Raw genomic sequence first — 17,402 nt, 5'->3', positions numbered from 1 at the left:
TGCATGCATAACAACAAGAAAGGTACATCTCAGATGAATGCGATTTCTCGCCTCGCTACTGTCATTTCTGTCGCCTCCCTGTTCCCGCTCGCTGTGCTGCCCCTGAGTGTTTCCGCTGCCGAATCCAAAGGTTCGGTGGAAGTCGTGCATTGGTGGACGTCCGGTGGCGAAAAAGCTGCCGTCGATGTGCTCAAGGCACAAGTCGAGAAAGACGGTTTCACCTGGAAAGACGGCGCTGTCGCCGGCGGTGGCGGTGCGACTGCCATGACCGTGTTGAAAAGCCGTGCGGTAGCCGGCAACCCGCCGGGCGTTGCTCAGATCAAAGGCCCGGACATCCAGGAATGGGCGTCGACCGGTCTGCTCGACACTGACGTCCTGAAAGACGTTTCCAAGTCCGAGAAGTGGGACAGCCTGCTCGACAAGAAAGTCTCCGACACCGTGAAGTTCGAAGGTGATTACGTGGCCGTGCCGGTGAACATTCACCGCGTGAACTGGCTGTGGATCAACCCGGAAGTCTTCAAGAAAGCCGGTATCGAAAAAGCCCCGACCACCCTCGCAGAATTCTACGCCGCCGGCGACAAGCTGAAAGCGGCGGGCTTCATCCCGCTGGCCCACGGCGGTCAGCCATGGCAGGACAGCACCGTGTTCGAAGCGGTCGTGCTGTCGGTGATGGGCGTTGATGGTTACAAGAAAGCCCTGGTCGACCTGGACAACGCTGCCCTGACCGGCCCGGAAATGGTCAAGGCCCTGACCGAACTGAAGAAAGTCGCGACCTACATGGACCAGGACGGCAAAGGCCAGGACTGGAATCTGGAAGCGGCCAAGGTCATCAACGGCAAGGCCGGCATGCAGATCATGGGTGACTGGGCCAAGTCCGAATGGACCGCCGCCAAGAAAGTCGCCGGCAAGGATTACGAGTGCGTAGCCTTCCCGGGCACCGACAAGGCGTTCACCTACAACATCGACTCGCTGGCCGTGTTCAAGCAGAAGGACGCGGGCACCGCGGCCGGTCAGCAGGACATCGCCAAAGTCGTGCTGGGTGAAAACTTCCAGAAAGTCTTCAGCATCAACAAGGGCTCGATCCCGGTGCGTAACGACATGCTCGCCGACATGGGCAAGTACGGTTTCGACTCCTGCGCGCAGACCGCTGCCAAGGACTTCCTGGCAGACGCCAAGAACGGCGGTCTGCAACCGAGCATGGCGCACAACATGGCGACCACGCTGGCGGTGCAGGGTGCGTTCTTTGATGTCGTGACCAACTTCATCAACGACCCGAAAGCCGACCCGGCTGACGCTGCGAAGAAACTCGGTACCGCCATCAAGGCTGCCAAGTAACACCAGCGTAGAGCAGCTGCAGGCTTCAAGTCGCGCATCGGCCTGAAGCCTGCAGCTTGCAGCGGTCCCTCATCTTTTTTACTGGATCTTCCCATGAGTTCTGTTGCTGTGTTCAGCAAGGCCTCGCCGTTCGACGCACTGCAGCGCTGGCTACCGAAACTGGTGCTGGCGCCGAGCATGTTCATCGTTCTGGTGGGCTTCTATGGCTATATCCTCTGGACGTTTGTCCTGTCGTTCACTACGTCGACCTTCCTGCCGAACTACAAGTGGGCAGGCCTGGCGCAATACGCGCGGCTGTTCGACAACGACCGCTGGTGGGTGGCGAGCAAGAACCTGGCCGTGTTCGGCGGCATGTTCATCGGCATTACCCTGGTGATCGGCGTGACGCTGGCGATTTTCCTCGACCAGAAAATCCGCCGCGAAGGCTTTATCCGCACCATTTACCTGTACCCGATGGCGCTCTCGATGATCGTCACCGGTACTGCGTGGAAATGGCTGCTCAACCCGGGCATGGGCCTGGACAAATTGCTGCGGGACTGGGGTTGGGAAGGCTTCCGTCTCGACTGGCTGATCGACCCGGATCGCGTGGTGTATTGCCTGGTGATCGCGGCGGTCTGGCAAGCCTCGGGCTTCATCATGGCGATGTTCCTCGCCGGCCTGCGTGGCGTTGATCAGTCGATCATCCGTGCCGCCCAGATCGACGGCGCGAGCATGCCGCGCATTTACTGGAAAGTGGTGCTGCCAAGCCTGCGTCCGGTGTTTTTCAGTGCAGTGATGATCCTGGCGCACATCGCGATCAAGAGCTTCGACCTGGTGGCGGCTATGACGGCCGGCGGCCCGGGTTATTCGTCCGATTTGCCGGCAATGTTCATGTACTCGTTCACGTTCAGTCGTGGGCAGATGGGCATGGGCTCGGCCAGTGCAATCCTGATGCTCGGTGCGATCCTCGCGATCATCGTGCCTTACCTGTACTCCGAGCTGAGGACCAAGCGTCATGACTAGTCTCGCCTCCAAACCGGCCATCAGCCTGAGTCGCATCGCGATCTACGTGGTGCTGATCCTCGCGGTCCTGCTGTATCTGGTACCGCTGGTGGTCATGCTGCTGACCAGCTTCAAGACCCCGGAAGACATCTCCACCGGCAACCTGCTGAGCTGGCCGACCGTGGTCAGCGGCATCGGCTGGGTGAAAGCCTGGGCGACCGTCGATGGCTACTTCTGGAACTCGATCAAGATCACCGTGCCGGCCGTGATCATCTCCACCGCCATCGGTGCGTTGAACGGCTACGTGCTGTCGTTCTGGCGCTTCCGCGGTTCGCAGCTGTTCTTCGGCCTGCTGTTGTTCGGCTGCTTCCTGCCGTTCCAGACCGTGCTGCTGCCGGCGTCGTTCACCCTCGGCAAGATGGGTCTGGCGAGCACCACTACCGGCCTGGTGTTCATCCATGTGGTTTACGGTCTGGCGTTCACCACGCTGTTCTTCCGTAACTACTACGTGAGTATTCCGGATGCGCTGATCAAGGCGGCGCGCCTGGACGGTGCAGGGTTCTTCACCATCTTCCGCCGGATCATCCTGCCGATGTCGACCCCGATCATCATGGTTTGCCTGATCTGGCAGTTCACCCAGATCTGGAACGACTTCCTGTTCGGCGTGGTGTTCTCCAGCGGTGATTCGCAACCGATCACGGTGGCGCTGAACAACCTGGTCAACACCAGCACCGGGGCCAAGGAATACAACGTGGACATGGCGGCGGCGATGATCGCCGGGCTGCCGACCCTGCTGGTCTATGTGGTCGCAGGCAAGTATTTCGTGCGCGGGCTGACGGCCGGCGCAGTCAAGGGGTAATCATGGCTACGCTCGAACTTCGCAATGTAAACAAGACCTACGGTGCCGGCCTGCCGGACACCCTGAAGAACATCGAACTGTCGATCAAGGACGGTGAGTTCCTGATCCTCGTCGGGCCTTCGGGCTGCGGCAAGTCGACCCTGATGAACTGCATCGCCGGCCTGGAAACCATCACCGGCGGCGCGATCATGATCGGTGACCAGGACGTCAGCGGCATGAGCCCGAAAGATCGCGACATCGCCATGGTGTTCCAGTCCTACGCGCTGTACCCGACCATGAGCGTGCGCGAGAACATCGAGTTCGGTCTGAAGATCCGCAAGATGAGCCAGTCGGCCATCGACGAGGAGGTCGCCCGCGTGGCCAAGCTGCTGCAGATCGAGCACCTGCTCAATCGCAAGCCGGGCCAGCTCTCCGGTGGTCAGCAACAGCGCGTGGCGATGGGCCGTGCACTGGCGCGCCGACCGAAGATCTATCTGTTCGACGAACCGCTGTCCAACCTCGACGCCAAGTTGCGCGTCGAGATGCGCACCGAAATGAAACTGATGCACCAGCGCCTGAAAACCACCACGGTCTACGTGACCCACGACCAGATCGAAGCGATGACCCTGGGCGACAAGGTGGCGGTGATGAAGGACGGCATCATCCAGCAGTTCGGTACGCCGAAAGAGATCTACAACGACCCGGCCAACCTGTTCGTGGCGAGCTTCATCGGTTCGCCGCCGATGAACTTCATCCCGCTGCGCCTGCAACGCAAGGACGGCCGTCTGGTCGCGTTGCTCGACAGCGGCCAGGCCCGTTGCGAGCTGCCGATGGCGATGCAGGACGCCGGTCTTGAAGACCGCGAAGTGATCCTCGGCCTGCGCCCTGAGCAGATCGCGCTGGCGAACGGCGAGGGCAACGGCCTGCCGAGCATCAAGGCCGAAGTGCAGGTCACCGAGCCGACCGGTCCGGACACCCTGGTGTTCGTCAACCTCAACGACACCAAGGTCTGCTGCCGACTGGCGCCGGACGTGGCGCCGCAGGTGGGCGAGACCCTGACCCTGCAATTCGATCCGTCGAAAGTGCTGCTGTTCGACGCCAAGAGCGGGGAGCGCCTGGGGGTTGCGGGGCTGCCGAAGACTGAAGCGCACAGCGCCAACGTCGCGCAGTTCAAAGGTCGGTAAGAAATCAATGGGGGAGTGGGCACGCCCATTTCCCCAGGGGATGTAAACCGCGTTGGAAAAAAACAGTTAATAACAATAAAGACGAGGATGTAGGGATGAAAAAGAAACACGTCAATGCCCGGTTGATCTGCCAAATGTCAGCTGCGGCCGCATTGGTACTGGCCGGCAATGCCATGGCCGCCGATGCATTCAGCTCCGATTCCAAGTGGATGACGGGCGACTGGGGGGGGGAGCGGACCAAGCTGATCGAGCAAGGCATCGACATCAAGGCCGACTACGTTGGGGAAATGGGCGCCAACCTGCATGGCGGCTACAACGACGACAAGACCGGCCGCTACAGCGACCAGTTCGGTCTGGGCGTGGCACTGGACCTGCAAAAGCTCTGGGGCTGGGACAACACTCAGGCCAAGATCCAGCTGACCAACCGTAACGGTCAGAACATTTCCAACGACCGCGTTGGCGACCCGCGTGCCGGCACCCTGTCTTCCTCGCAGGAAGTCTACGGTCGTGGCCACATGGTGCGTCTGACCCAGCTGTGGATTCAGCACCAGTTCTTCGACAACAAACTCGACGTCAAGGCCGGTTACTTCGGTGAAGGCGAAGACTTCAACACCTTCCCGTGCGAATTCCAGAACCTGGCGTTCTGCGGCTCGCAGGTGGGTAACTGGGCGACCAACATCTGGTACAACTGGCCCGTCAGCCAGGCCGCGATCCGCGTGAAGTACAACATCAACGACGAGCTCTACGCGCAGATCGGCGCGTACAACCAGAACCCGTCGCAGCTGGAACACGGCAATGGCTTCAAGCTCAGCGGCAGCGGCACCGCCGGTACTGTGCTGCCAGTCGAGCTGGTCTGGTCGCCGAAGGTCAACAGCCTGCCGGGCGAATACCGCGTCGGTTACTACAAGAGCACGGCTGATGCCGCAGACGTCCGTGAGGACATCAACGGCAACGACGCTGCGACCACCGGTAATGCCTACCGCACCCACAGCAGCAAACACGGCTACTGGTTCGTTGCGCAACAGCAACTCACCAGCCACAACGGTGATGCTTCCCGCGGTCTGAACATCGCGGCCAACGCCACGTTCCACGACAAGGACACCAACTTCATCGACAACTACCAGTCGGTGATGTTTGTCTACAAAGGCCCGTTCGACGCCCGTCCGAAGGATGACGTCGGTATCGGTGCCGCGCGTATCCATGTCAACGACGACGTGAAGAAAAACGCCGAGCTGCTGAACGCCTCCAACGGTGTTTCGGACTACGACAATCCGGTGTTCTCGCCGATTCGCGAGACCGAATACAACTACGAGATCAACTACGGCTTCCACGTCACCAACTGGCTGACCGTGCGTCCGAACCTGCAATACATCACTCACCCGGGTGGTGTGGATCAGGTGGACAACGCTTTGGTCGCTGGCCTGAAAATTCAGTCTACGTTCTGACGCGTCTGCGATAAGCTCCTCTCTATGTGCGCATATTTGCGGACAGCCCAGGCTGTCCGCTTTTTTTTGGAAAGGGGTGTCGCAGCCCATGAAAGTTGAATCTGGAACCGTGGCCCATGCATGAGCATCCGCTGCAACGCTTCTTCAAGTCCTTGCGTGAACGACCGGTGTTCGCCTGGGAGCGCTATCAGATGCGCGATGTGCTGGTGATCGACCATCCGCTGTGTCAGGCGGTGTTCAGTCGTCAGGGTGCGCAGTTGCTGCACTTTCAACCGCGCGGGCAAAAACCGTGGTTATGGTGCGCGGCGAAGTGGCCGCACGTCGGGGCGATCCGTGGTGGTGTCCCGGTTTGCTGGCCGTGGTATGGCCGCCATCCGAGCGAAAACGCGTGGCCGTCCCACGGCTGGGCGCGATTGCTGGACTGGAAACTGCTCGACAGCAGCACCGCCGACGACGGCGTGCGCCTGCATTGGCAATTGCAGCTGTGCGACTGGCAGGTGGATCTGCACGCGCACCTCGGTGAACGCATGGAATTGCGCCTGAGTACCGAGCATCAGGACGACATGCCGTGCCAGTTGAGCCAGGCTTTGCATGCTTACTGGCGTATTGGCGACGTCAGTGAGATAGCGCTGTCTGGGCTCGAAGGGGCGCAGGGTTACGACCAGTTGAATCGTGAGGTTTGCCAGCAGGAAGGCGAGTTGCGGGTCGATGGCGGCTGTCAGCGCGTGTTCCAGCACGACGGCGAATTGCAGCTCAAGGATCACGCCTGGCAGCGCGAGCTGTGCATCGATACCGGCGAAAGTGCGGACACGGTGGTCTGGCATCCGGGGGCGCGGCCGTTGCTGGGCGTGACTTGGGATGAGATCTCGGAATTTGTCTGTGTTGAGGCGGCGGCGGGCGGTAAGGACAGCCTGCATCTGGCGCCGGGGGAGAAGGCGCATCTGAGTTTGCAGGCGTGGGCTGCAGCCTAGATTTGCGGTGAGTTGGCTGACGCCTTCGCGAGCAAGCCCGCTCCCACAGGTGACCGCATTCCATCTGGAGAAATACAGTCGAATGTGGGAGCGGGCTTGCCCGCGAAGAGGCTGGACATTCAGCCCAAGATTCGGATCAGTTGAACTCGTCACCCACCGGATACCGGCTCGCATTCAAGCTCTCTTTGATCTTGCGCAGATGGGGCTGGAAATCCACCCCGCGACGCAAGGTCATTCCGGTCGCCAACACATCCAGCACAGTCAGTTGAATGATCCGCGAAGTCATCGGCATGTAAATGTCAGTGTCTTCCGGAAGCGGAATGTTCAGGCTCAGCGTACTGGCCTTGGCCAGGGGCGAGTTCTCGGCGGTCAGGCCCAGTACCGAAGCGCCGTTCTCCCGGGCGATGCGCGCCACTTCCACCAGCTCGCGGGTGCGCCCGGTGTAGGAAATGATCACGAACAACTCACCGGTATGCGCCACCGAAGCAATCATCCGCTGCATCAACACATCAGCATGCGCGGTCACCGCCAGGTTGAAACGGAAGAACTTGTGCTGCGCATCCAGCGCCACCGGCGCCGAAGCGCCGAGGCCGAAGAAGTGGATCTGCCGCGCCTGAATCAACAGGTCGACGGCGCGGCTGATCAGGTTCGGGTCCAGTGCCTGGCAGGCGCTGTCCAACGACGCGATCGCACTGCCGAAAATCTTCTGCGTGTAGGCCTCGGGATTGTCGTCGGCTTCTACTGCACGGCTGACATACGCCGCGCCGCTGGCCAGGCTCTGTGCCAGTTGCAACTTGAGTTCGGGGTAGCCGCTGACGCCGAACGAGCGGCAGAAACGGTTGACTGTCGGTTCACTGACCTTTGCTGCCTGGGCGAGGGCGGCGATGCTGAAGCGGGTGGCCTGCTGTGGGTTGAGCAGGATCACTTCGGCGACTTTGCGTTCGGCCTTGTTCAGCTCTTCAAGGCGACTCTGGATCTGTTCCAGTAAATTTCGCACGCGGTCCATATGGATTTCCTAGATTCACCGGCGCCGATAAGCGCACGGCTATGCAAATTGGGCCTTTGATGTGGCCCGTGACGGTGGCCTATCCTACTGATGGCTCCGACCGACCACCACTCGGAATCTGTATTTTGCGAAAATGTTGTGGTTATTACTACATTTTCCCTTGAGTGATGCCTTGAAAAAAGGTATTTGTAGCTTAACTTGATAAAAGAACAAACATCATGCCTTCGATTACGGTTGAACCGTGCACCTTCGCCTTGTTCGGCGCCTTGGGCGATCTGGCCCTGCGCAAGCTGTTTCCTGCCCTTTATCACCTGGATGGCGCCGGCCTGCTGCACGAGGACACGCGTATTATCGCGCTGGCCCGTGAAGAGGGCTCCGACCAGCAGCACATGGCATTCATTGCCGCCGAACTGCGTCGCTACGTGGGCAAGGAACTGGACGAGGCCGTGGCCGAGCGCTTTCTGGCGCGCCTGACCTACCTGCACGTCGACTTCCTCAAGGCTGAAGACTACGTGGCGCTGGCTGATCTTGCGGGCACAAAGCAACGCATGATTGCCTACTTCGCCACCCCGGCGGCGGTGTACGGCGCGATCTGCGAGAACCTGGCGAACGTTGGTCTGGCAGAAAACACCCGCGTGGTGCTGGAAAAACCGATCGGCTCCGACCTCGAGTCCTCGCGCAAGGTCAACGACGCTGTGGCGCAGTTCTTCCCGGAGAACCGCACCTATCGCATTGACCACTACCTGGGCAAAGAGACCGTACAGAACCTGATCGCCCTGCGTTTCGCCAACAGCCTGTTCGAAACCCAGTGGAACCAGAACTACATCTCCCACGTGGAAATCACCGTGGCTGAGAAGGTCGGTATCGAAGGCCGCTGGGGTTACTTCGACAAGGCCGGTCAGTTGCGGGACATGATCCAGAACCACCTGCTGCAACTGCTCTGCCTTATCGCCATGGACCCGCCGGCCGACCTGTCCGCCGACAGCATCCGCGACGAGAAGGTCAAGGTGCTCAAGGCCCTGGCGCCGATCAGTCCGGAAGGTCTGACCACGCAAGTGGTGCGCGGCCAATACATCGCCGGGCACAGCGAAGGCAAGTCCGTGCCGGGCTACCTCGAAGAGCCGAATTCCAACGCCCAGAGCGACACCGAAACCTTCGTCGCCCTGCGTGCCGACATCCGCAACTGGCGTTGGGCCGGCGTGCCGTTCTACCTGCGCACCGGCAAGCGCATGCCGCAGAAGCTGTCGCAGATCGTCATCCACTTCAAGGAACCGTCGCACTACATCTTCGCCCCCGAGCAGCGCCTGCAGATCAGCAACAAACTGATCATCCGCCTGCAACCGGACGAAGGCATTTCCCTGCGTGTGATGACCAAGGATCAAGGCCTGGACAAGGGCATGCAACTGCGCAGCGGCCCACTGCAACTGAATTTTTCCGACACCTGGCGCAGCGCTCGAATCCCCGATGCCTACGAGCGGTTGTTGCTGGAAGTGATGAACGGCAATCAGAACCTGTTTGTCCGTAAAGATGAAATCGAAGCCGCGTGGAAATGGTGTGACCAGTTGATCGCCGGGTGGAAAAAATCCGGTGACGCGCCCAAGCCGTATGCGGCCGGGTCGTGGGGGCCGATGAGCTCCATTGCACTGATCACGCGGGACGGGAGGTCGTGGTATGGCGATATCTGATGTGAAACTGCCCCAGGGCGTGAATGCCCGTGAATTCAAGAGCCCGGTATTGCTCGCCGAAGGCCTGGCGCTGAATGTCGCCAAGCAGTTGAGCGAGGCATTGGCTGCGCGCGGCAACGCCGTGCTGGTGGTGTCCGGCGGTCGCAGCCCGGTGGCGTTTTTCCAGCACCTGGCCAAGCAGGAGCTGGACTGGTCGAAGGTCGTCGTGACCTTGGCCGACGAGCGTTGGGTACCGGTCGAACATGCCGACAGCAACGCCGGACTGCTCAAGCAGTATCTGCTCAAAGGCCCGGCAGCGAAGGCGCAATTCCTCAGCCTTTACAGCGCGGCGGCCAACGTCGAGCAGGCAGCGGAGCAGGCCGATCGGTTGCTCGCCGAGTTGCCGCCCATCGACGTGCTGGTGTTGGGCATGGGCGATGACGGCCATACCGCGTCGCTGTTCCCGGACAGCCCGAATCTGACTGAAGCCCTGCAAGCCGATGGCACCCGTCGTTGCTGGCCGATGCTGGCGCCGAGCGTGCCGCGTCAACGTCTGACCATGAGCCGGGCGCTGCTGGCATCGGCCAAGCACAAGATTCTGTCGATTTCCGGTCAGTCGAAACTGACCACCCTGAATGCCGCACTGGCATCCAACGACGTCGCCGCCATGCCGGTTCGCGCGTTTCTGCAACCTACGTTAGAGATTTACTGGTGCCCATGAGCCAAGGAACAGCCGCTATGACAACCCCATCCCCGACCGTTTCCATGGCGGACAAAGTTGCCCTGATCGACAGCCTCTGCGCCAAGGCGCGGATCCTGCCGGTGATCACCATCGCCCGTGAACAGGACGTGCTGCCGCTGGCTGACGCCCTGGCTGCCGGCGGTCTGACCGCGCTGGAAGTGACCCTGCGTTCGCAGTTCGGCCTCAAGGCGATCCAGATCCTGCGCGAACAGCGCCCGGAACTGGTAACCGGTGCCGGCACCGTGCTCGACCGCAACATGCTGGCCGCGGCCGAAGCCGCCGGTTCGCAATTCATCGTCACTCCGGGCATCACCCGTGATTTGCTGGAAGCCAGCGTCGAAAGCCCGATCCCGCTGCTGCCGGGCATCAGCAATGCCTCCGGCATCATGGAAGGCTATGGCCTGGGTTATCGCCGCTTCAAGCTGTTCCCGGCTGAAGTCAGCGGCGGCGTGGCAGCCATCAAGGCCCTCGGCGGCCCGTTCGGCGAAGTGAAATTCTGCCCGACCGGCGGCGTGGGTCCTGCCAACATCAAGAGCTACATGGCGCTGAAAAACGTGATGTGCGTGGGCGGTAGCTGGATGCTCGATCCGGAGTGGATCAAGAACGGCGACTGGGCCCGCATTCAGGAATGCACCGCCGAGGCGTTGGCGCTGCTGGACTGATGTTTTTCAAATAGTTGCAACCTTACACTTCGTTGTGTGTTCTACGGCTTTAACGGTGCGCTTGGTCGGTGCACCGTTTTTTTTTGCCCGAAACGCCTTCGTTATGTCGAGATACATAGTTACCGCACCTGGCTTCGCGTGGGGCGTTAACCTGCGTTCATCTTATGGAAGAGAGAACGCCTCATGGACAACCAGCCTTCAGCTCCAGCGGTTTATCAACTGGCTCCCGAGCAAGTCGCCGGGCCCTATTTTCGCAATCCCAGACTGTTGCGTCGCAACATCAGCGAAGGGGCCGAGGGCCTGCCGTTGCTGCTGCGCCTGACCATCGTCGATGCCATGACCGCCGAGCCGGTCAGCGGTGCCTTGGTGGATATCTGGCACTGCAATGCGCGCGGGTCTTACTCGGGCTGGAGTCGGATCAACCCGGATCTGGCAGTCGACGTCGAGGACATCGGTTCGATCCCGCGAACCGACGATGACACCTACCTGCGTGGCGGCCAGTTCAGCGATCACAAGGGCAGGGTGCGCTTCACCACGATCTATCCGGGGTTTTATGCCGGGCGTGCGTTACATATCCATGTGGCGGTGCGCATCGTTGCCGGCAGCGAATACCTGGATGAGCGCAACGTAGCCTGGGTCGGGCAGCTGTACTTTCCCGAAGTCGTGACACGCTCGGTGCTCAATACCAGGGCCTATCGCGGGCGGGTGTCCGCACCGCTGAACAACTGCCAGGATCACTACTACACCCGGATGGGCGGGGAAGCCTCGACGCTGACAGTCTGGCCGATTGGCCGCGACTCTCACGAGGACGGTTACTTCGGTCACCTCACGATCGGCATCGACACCTTTGCGGTGTCGTCGCAGATCAAGCCCGAGGACTTCGACAAGTACACGGTTTAACGCAGTTCATTCAACGCCAGAATCAGTGACTGAATCTCCGCCGCCGTCGTGGTCAACGACGGCGTGATGCGGATGCACGGCCCGCAGGCCGCGCCATTGCGCACCACGGTGAACAGGTTGTAGTCGTTGAGCAGGCGTTCGGCCATCGCCTGCTGGTCGTCGTGTCGGGTAAAACGCATCGAGGTGATGCCGCAATACAGACGCGGATCGTCCGGCGTGGTGACCTCGATGCCCGGCAGGTTGCGCACGGCGGTGACCCACAGGTTGCGCAGGTAGTTCACCCGTGCGCCCTTGGCCGCGGCGCCACCGAGCGCACGATGCTCCTCGAATACCAGCGGCAGGGTCATCAGCGCGGGAATGTTCGGTGTGCTGTAGGGCGTGCGCGAGCGAATGTCGTTGAGCGGGAAATGCATCTCGCCCATGTCCGGGTCGATGTCGGCCAGACGCTGCGGGGCAATGTAGAGAAAGCCCAGAGTCAGTGGCGAGCCGATCCATTTGTGCAGGTTGTACCCGGCGAAGGCGATGCCCAGCGCCTCCAGATCGAACTCGATCTGGCCGAGGGCATGGGCGCCATCAAGGATGATGTCGACGTCATGCTCCCTGGCCAGCGCGGCGATGGCCTGTACCGGCATCACCAGCCCGGTGCGGTGGGTGACGTGGGTCAGCGCCATCAGCTTGAGCTTCGGGTGACGCATGAAGGCTTCGCGGTAAGTGGCCAGCAGGCTTTCGAAACTGGCCGGGTGAGTGTGCTCGATCTCGATCACTTCGACCCCGCGATGGCGTGCCAGCCAGCGCATGGCGCTCTTGACCGTGTCGTATTCCAGGTCGCAGATCAGCACTTGATCGCCAGGCTCGAGCCGTTTGTAGTTGCGGATCAGCGATTGCAGGCTGGCCGTGGCGTTGTGGGTGAAGGCGATGCTTTGTGCACGCACGCCGATCATCTCGGCCAGCTGTGCGCGGATGTCGAGGCTGTCATGCTGTTCGAAACGCTGGCGCACGTACACCGAATTGCTGTTGTTGATCAGCTCGACGTTGCGCTGGTACTCCTCGACCACCGTGCGCGACATGCGTCCGAAGTAGCCGTTTTCCAGGTTCATGGGGCCGGGGTGGCGGTCGTAACGGTCGGCGAAGGTTTGCCAGAAGGCTTCGTCTCGGGCGCGGCGGGTGTTATCGGGCATGGTTGACTCGACTCGGATCAGGGTGACGCCTCAGTGGCGCGGGGCAGGTTTGCCGTGTTTTGCGCGCAACGGTTCAAGCAGCTCCGACAGGCCGTTGTGATCGATTTCCTGCATCAACGCCAGCAGGCCGCCCAGTTCGCCATGGGGAAATCCTTCCCGGGCGAACCAGTTCAGGTACGGGCCGGGCAGGTCGGCGATGATCCGGCCCTTGTACTTGCCAAAGGGCATTTCGCGGGTGATCAGCAACTCGAGTTTTTCAGGATTCATCAAAGGGATCGTCTTGATTCGAAACAGTCTGGAAAATACAGGCATTCTGCATGCAGGCCAAATGACAGATCATGCAAATAACAGGCATACAGTTTTTTGTTTTGTTTGTAAGTTTTTGAAATTAAACAATTAAATTCTTAAGCGAAAGCTGGCACGACCACTGCAACACTCCTTGCATCTTTCACCCACGCAAGGAATTGAAAAATGACTGACATGAATAAAGAAGCCATCTCTGTCCTCAACGACCTGATCGAAACCAGCAAGGACGGTCAGGAAGGGTTCAAGACCTGTGCCGAAGATATCAAGCACCCTGAACTGAAAGCCCTGTTTGCGAAACGCTCCGCCGACTGCGCTACCGCTGCCGCCGAATTGCAGGCGACCGTGCGTTCAATGGGCGGCGATCCGGAAACCTCCACCAGCGTCAGCGGTGATCTGCACCGTCGTTGGGTCGACGTCAAAGCAATGTTCACCGGCAAGGACGAAGAAGCGGTGCTCAACGAAGCCGAGCGCGGTGAAGACCACGCCCTGAAGGCCTATCGTGAAGCGATCGAAAAGATCAACAAGCACAATCTGGTCGGCATTCGTGATCTGGTCGAGCGTCAGTACCACGGCGTGCAACGCAATCACGATCAGGTGAAAGCCCTGCGTAACCAGGCTCGCGCACGCTCGTAAGCCTCACTGAAAAAAACTGTGGGAGCGAGCCTGCTCGCGATGACGGACTGACATTCAACAGTGATGTTGACTGATCTGGCCCTATCGCGAGCAGGCTCGCTCCCACTTTGTTTTTTTGCAGAGTTTTTTTGCAGAAAAGATCAGCCGATGCTGATGGCTGGCAAGGTTGGCAGCGTAACGGTCTGCTGTTTGCGCGGTGCCAGGATCTCGGCTTCGCCATCCACTACCAGCTCATCGCGCTGGTTGAACACGCGAGTAGCAATACGCACGCGGAATTTCGGCAGTTTCTCGAGGATTTCCAGGCGCACGGTCAGGGTGTCGCCGATCTTCACCGGCTTCTGGAAGCTCATCTGCTGGCCGATATAAATGGTGCCCGGCCCAGGCAGCTCGCACGCCACTGCCGCACTGATCAGCGCACCGCTGAACATGCCGTGGGCGATACGCTCCTTGAACATGCTGGCGGCGGCGAACTCGGCGTCCAGGTGCACCGGGTTGTGATCGCCGGACATCGCGGCAAACAGCTGAATGTCGCGTTCCTCGACAGTCTTGCTGTAGCTCGCGGTCTGGCCCACTTCGAGGGCTTCGTAAGGGATGTTGGTAACCTGGGTCATCGGTATCGATTCCTGTGACTGACTAAATGAATCCACAAATAAATTATTCGCTACGGTGCGGACGGGGATGGCTCAGCGCCTGGTCGATCCAGGCCAGCACATCGGCGGTCACTTCGTCGCGGTTGCTCTCGTTGAACAATTCGTGCCGGGCCTGCGGGTAGATCTTCAGTTGCAGGTTCTGACTGCCGGCCGAGCGCAAGACATTGGCCAGATCAGTCAGACGCTTGCCTTCGCTCACCGGATCACATTCGCCGCCAATCACCAGCAACGGCAGGCCCGGGTCGATCTGGGCGAGATTGGACGCTTTGCTGATTTGCTGCAACCCGCCGAGCAGGTCGATCCACAACTGATTGGTGCAGCGAAAGCCGCACAGCGGATCGGTGGCATATTTGTCGACTTCGACCGGGTCGCGACTCAGCCAGTCGAACCGGGTGCGCGCCGGTTTGAATTTATTGTTGAACGAGCCGAACGACAGCCATTCGATCAGCGCGCTGCGTCCCTTGGCGCCCTGACGCAGTTTTTCGAACCGGGCGATCTGCCGTGCCGCGCGGTACAGCGCAACCGGCTGAAAATTCGAGCCGCTGAGAATCGCGCCGTGAAGGCTGGCACTGTGATGCAGCAGATAAGCCTGGGCAATATAGCTGCCCATGCTGTGCCCGAGCAGCACGATCGGCACGCCGGGATGGCGCTGGCCGATGTGTTGGTTGAGGCTCGCCAGATCACCGACCACCTTGCACCAGCCATCGTCGTCGGCGAAATGTCCGAGCGTCCCATGATCGGCTGTTTTGCCATGGCCGCGCTGATCGGGCGCGTACACACCGTAGCCTTCGGCGCAGAACGAGTCTGCCAGTCGCGCATACCGAGCGCTGTGCTCGGCCATGCCGTGGGCCAGCAGAATCACCGCTTTGAGCGGTGCGTTGGGCAGCCACTGGTTGACGAAGAGGCGGCTGCGGTCATTCGCGTCCAGCCAGAAAGTGTCGTGGATCATGGCGATTCCTTTGCGGCATGCTTTTGCTGCAGGGGCTTGCAGAGATTGCATTGTATAGCGCGTCCGATCAGCTCACGCCACGGCAGGAAGATTCACACGATCAATGAGGACGTCGCTCATATTTGCCTGATTGACCATAGCTGCTAGTGTCCGTGAAGCCCCGCTTTTTGCTCTCGGCTTTTTCACGGATGGAAAGAAATGACAGCGAAGCGGCCCCGGATCGGCTCAGGTAAAGAGGACAAGAACAATGCAACCTGATTTCTGGAATGACAAACGCCCGGCGGGCGTACCCCTGGATATCGACGCGAATGAATTCAAGTCGGTGATCGAGGTGTTCGAGCGTTCCTGCAAGAAATTTGCTGACCGCCCAGCGTTCAGCAACATGGGTGTGACACTGACCTACGCCGAACTCGAGCGCCAGAGCGCTGCGTTCGCCGGTTATCTGCAAGCCCACACCGATCTGGCGCCGGGGGATCGCATCGCGGTGCAGATGCCCAACGTCCTGCATTATCCGATTGCCGTGTTCGGTGCGCTGCGTGCCGGGCTGATCGTGGTCAATACCAACCCGCTGTACACCGCGCGGGAGATGCGTCACCAGTTCAAGGACTCCGGTGCCCGGGCGCTGGTGTACCTGAACATGTTCGGCCAGAAGGTCCAGGAAGTGCTGCCGGACACCGACATTCAATATCTCATCGAAGCGAAGATGGGCGACCTGATGCCCACCGCCAAGGGCTGGCTGGTCAACACCGTGGTCAGCAAAGTGAAGAAAATGGTCCCGGCGTATTCGCTGCCCCAGGCGATTTCCTTCAAGCGCGCGTTGCGCATGGGCCGGGGCCTGGGCATCAAGTCGCTGAAGGTCGGCCTGGACGACATCGCCGTGCTGCAATACACCGGCGGCACTACCGGCCTGGCCAAGGGCGCGATGCTGACCCATGGCAACCTGGTGGCGAACATGCAACAGGTGCGCGCCTGCCTCGGTCAGTTCGGCAGCGACGGCCAGCCGCTGTTGCGCGAAGGGCAGGAGGTGATGATCGCGCCGCTGCCGCTTTACCACATCTATGCCTTCACCGCGAATTGCATGTGCATGATGGTGTCCGGCAACCACAACGTATTGATCACCAACCCGCGTGACATCGGCGGCTTCATCAAGGAGCTGAAGAACTGGAAGTTCTCGGCGTTGCTGGGGCTCAACACCCTGTTCGTCGCCCTGATGGACCATCCGGACTTCAAGACCCTGGATTTCTCCACCCTCAAGCTCACCAACTCCGGCGGCACCGCGCTGGTCAAGGCCACCGCCGAGCGCTGGGAGCAGCTCACCGGTTGCCGCATCACCGAAGGCTACGGCCTGACCGAAACCTCGCCGGTGGCCTGCACCAACCCGTATGGTGAGCTGTCGCGAATCGGCACGGTCGGCCTGCCGGTACCCGGTACCTTGTTGAAAGTCATCAACGACGACGGCGCTGAACAGCCTCTGGGCGAGCGCGGCGAACTGTGCATCAAGGGCCCGCAGATCATGAAGGGCTACTGGAACAAACCCGAGGCCACCGCCGAAGTGCTGGATGCCGAGGGCTGGTTCAAGTCCGGCGACATTGCGGTGATCGACCCGGACGGATTCGTGCGCATCGTCGACCGCAAGAAAGACATGATCATCGTCTCGGGTTTCAACGTGTACCCGAACGAGATCGAAGACGTGGTGATGGCCCACCCCAAAGTCGCCAACTGCGCGGTGATCGGCGTCCCGGACGAGCGCTCCGGCGAGGCGGTGAAGTTGTTTGTGGTGGCGCGGGAAACCGGGGTCAGCCTGGAAGAACTGAAGGCCTACTGCAAAGAGAATTTCACCGCGTACAAGGTGCCGAAACACATCGTGCTGCGTGAGTCGTTGCCGATGACGCCTGTCGGGAAAATTCTGCGGCGGGAGTTGCGCGATATCGCATAAACAGACCGCGCCAAGCGAAATC

17 protein-coding genes are annotated in these 17,402 nt (G+C 60.3%); 12 read left to right on the top strand and 5 right to left on the bottom strand.

Going from position 1 to position 17,402, the window contains the following annotated elements:
* Positions 1-33 precede the first annotated feature (33 nt).
* From C6Y56_RS21855 to C6Y56_RS21830, 6 genes are all read left to right on the top strand, one after another.
* Entirely contained in the window at positions 34-1,335 is a 1,302-nt protein-coding gene (locus C6Y56_RS21855; protein ID WP_169431600.1) for an ABC transporter substrate-binding protein, read from the top strand.
* Positions 1,336-1,428: 93 nt separating this feature from the next.
* On the top strand, positions 1,429-2,337 hold the full coding sequence (locus C6Y56_RS21850) for a carbohydrate ABC transporter permease (RefSeq protein ID WP_085697145.1): 909 nt from the start codon (positions 1,429-1,431) through the stop codon (positions 2,335-2,337).
* The gene (locus C6Y56_RS21845; RefSeq protein WP_169431599.1) at positions 2,330-3,175 is read left to right on the top strand and encodes a carbohydrate ABC transporter permease; all 846 of its coding nucleotides are present in this window, start codon (positions 2,330-2,332) and stop codon (positions 3,173-3,175) included. The genes C6Y56_RS21850 and C6Y56_RS21845 overlap by 8 nt, the downstream gene beginning before the upstream one ends.
* A 2-nt stretch (positions 3,176-3,177) precedes the next feature.
* Positions 3,178-4,338 (top strand): ABC transporter ATP-binding protein, encoded by a 1,161-nt coding sequence (locus C6Y56_RS21840; RefSeq protein ID WP_085709655.1) that lies wholly within the window; start codon positions 3,178-3,180, stop codon positions 4,336-4,338.
* A 95-nt stretch (positions 4,339-4,433) separates the two neighbouring features.
* Entirely contained in the window at positions 4,434-5,783 is a 1,350-nt protein-coding gene (locus C6Y56_RS21835) for a carbohydrate porin (protein ID WP_169431598.1), read from the top strand.
* Positions 5,784-5,899: 116 nt separating this feature from the next.
* A complete protein-coding gene (locus C6Y56_RS21830) occupies positions 5,900-6,754 on the top strand; it encodes a D-hexose-6-phosphate mutarotase (protein WP_169431597.1) in 855 nt (284 codons plus the stop codon).
* A gap of 136 nt (positions 6,755-6,890) precedes the next feature.
* On the opposite strand, the gene C6Y56_RS21825 is transcribed toward C6Y56_RS21830, so the two are convergent.
* Positions 6,891-7,751: a MurR/RpiR family transcriptional regulator gene (locus tag C6Y56_RS21825; protein WP_169432688.1), complete on the bottom strand. Its 861-nt coding sequence runs from the start codon at positions 7,749-7,751 to the stop codon at positions 6,891-6,893.
* A gap of 227 nt (positions 7,752-7,978) precedes the next feature.
* On the opposite strand from C6Y56_RS21825, the gene zwf reads away from it, so the two are divergent.
* The 4 genes from zwf to C6Y56_RS21805 all read left to right on the top strand — a co-directional run bounded on the left by zwf (position 7,979) and on the right by C6Y56_RS21805 (position 11,728).
* Positions 7,979-9,445, top strand: a complete 1,467-nt coding sequence (gene zwf / locus C6Y56_RS21820) for a glucose-6-phosphate dehydrogenase (RefSeq protein WP_169431596.1) — start codon at positions 7,979-7,981, stop codon at positions 9,443-9,445.
* Positions 9,432-10,145 (top strand): 6-phosphogluconolactonase, encoded by a 714-nt coding sequence (gene pgl / locus C6Y56_RS21815; protein ID WP_169431595.1) that lies wholly within the window; start codon positions 9,432-9,434, stop codon positions 10,143-10,145. Before zwf ends, pgl begins: the two co-directional genes overlap by 14 nt.
* A 17-nt stretch (positions 10,146-10,162) precedes the next feature.
* Complete coding sequence (locus C6Y56_RS21810) at positions 10,163-10,828, top strand: bifunctional 4-hydroxy-2-oxoglutarate aldolase/2-dehydro-3-deoxy-phosphogluconate aldolase (protein WP_011335602.1); 666 nt, start codon at positions 10,163-10,165, stop codon at positions 10,826-10,828.
* A 183-nt stretch (positions 10,829-11,011) separates the two neighbouring features.
* The gene (locus tag C6Y56_RS21805) at positions 11,012-11,728 is read left to right on the top strand and encodes an intradiol ring-cleavage dioxygenase (RefSeq protein WP_169431594.1); all 717 of its coding nucleotides are present in this window, start codon (positions 11,012-11,014) and stop codon (positions 11,726-11,728) included.
* On the opposite strand, the gene C6Y56_RS21800 is transcribed toward C6Y56_RS21805, so the two are convergent.
* The gene (locus tag C6Y56_RS21800) at positions 11,725-12,906 is read right to left on the bottom strand and encodes an aminotransferase class V-fold PLP-dependent enzyme (RefSeq protein ID WP_169431593.1); all 1,182 of its coding nucleotides are present in this window, start codon (positions 12,904-12,906) and stop codon (positions 11,725-11,727) included. The two genes, C6Y56_RS21805 and C6Y56_RS21800, sit on opposite strands and share 4 nt — an antisense overlap.
* Positions 12,907-12,936: 30 nt before the next feature.
* Entirely contained in the window at positions 12,937-13,173 is a 237-nt protein-coding gene (locus C6Y56_RS21795) for a DUF3820 family protein (RefSeq protein WP_003213031.1), read from the bottom strand.
* Positions 13,174-13,377: 204 nt separating this feature from the next.
* Between C6Y56_RS21795 and C6Y56_RS21790 the strand changes: the two genes are divergently transcribed.
* Positions 13,378-13,845 (top strand): ferritin-like domain-containing protein, encoded by a 468-nt coding sequence (locus tag C6Y56_RS21790; protein ID WP_025112834.1) that lies wholly within the window; start codon positions 13,378-13,380, stop codon positions 13,843-13,845.
* Positions 13,846-13,985: 140 nt separating this feature from the next.
* Here C6Y56_RS21790 and C6Y56_RS21785 read toward each other — a convergent pair whose 3' ends face one another.
* Together C6Y56_RS21785 and C6Y56_RS21780 are read right to left on the bottom strand one after the other, a co-directional pair.
* Entirely contained in the window at positions 13,986-14,456 is a 471-nt protein-coding gene (locus C6Y56_RS21785; RefSeq protein ID WP_003227420.1) for a MaoC family dehydratase, read from the bottom strand.
* Positions 14,457-14,499: 43 nt separating this feature from the next.
* A complete protein-coding gene (locus C6Y56_RS21780; RefSeq protein ID WP_169431592.1) occupies positions 14,500-15,444 on the bottom strand; it encodes an alpha/beta hydrolase in 945 nt (314 codons plus the stop codon).
* Positions 15,445-15,691: 247 nt separating this feature from the next.
* On the opposite strand from C6Y56_RS21780, the gene fadD2 reads away from it, so the two are divergent.
* Positions 15,692-17,380, top strand: a complete 1,689-nt coding sequence (gene fadD2 / locus C6Y56_RS21775) for a long-chain-fatty-acid--CoA ligase FadD2 (protein ID WP_169431591.1) — start codon at positions 15,692-15,694, stop codon at positions 17,378-17,380.
* Positions 17,381-17,402 lie beyond the last annotated feature (22 nt).

Origin of the sequence: Pseudomonas fluorescens (assembly GCF_012974785.1) — a bacterium.
In the GTDB taxonomy this organism is placed as follows: Bacteria; Pseudomonadota; Gammaproteobacteria; order Pseudomonadales; family Pseudomonadaceae; genus Aquipseudomonas; species Aquipseudomonas fluorescens_BT.
The sequence above is the reverse complement of the archived record's forward strand: the minus strand, read 5'-3'. Positions and strand labels throughout refer to the sequence as shown.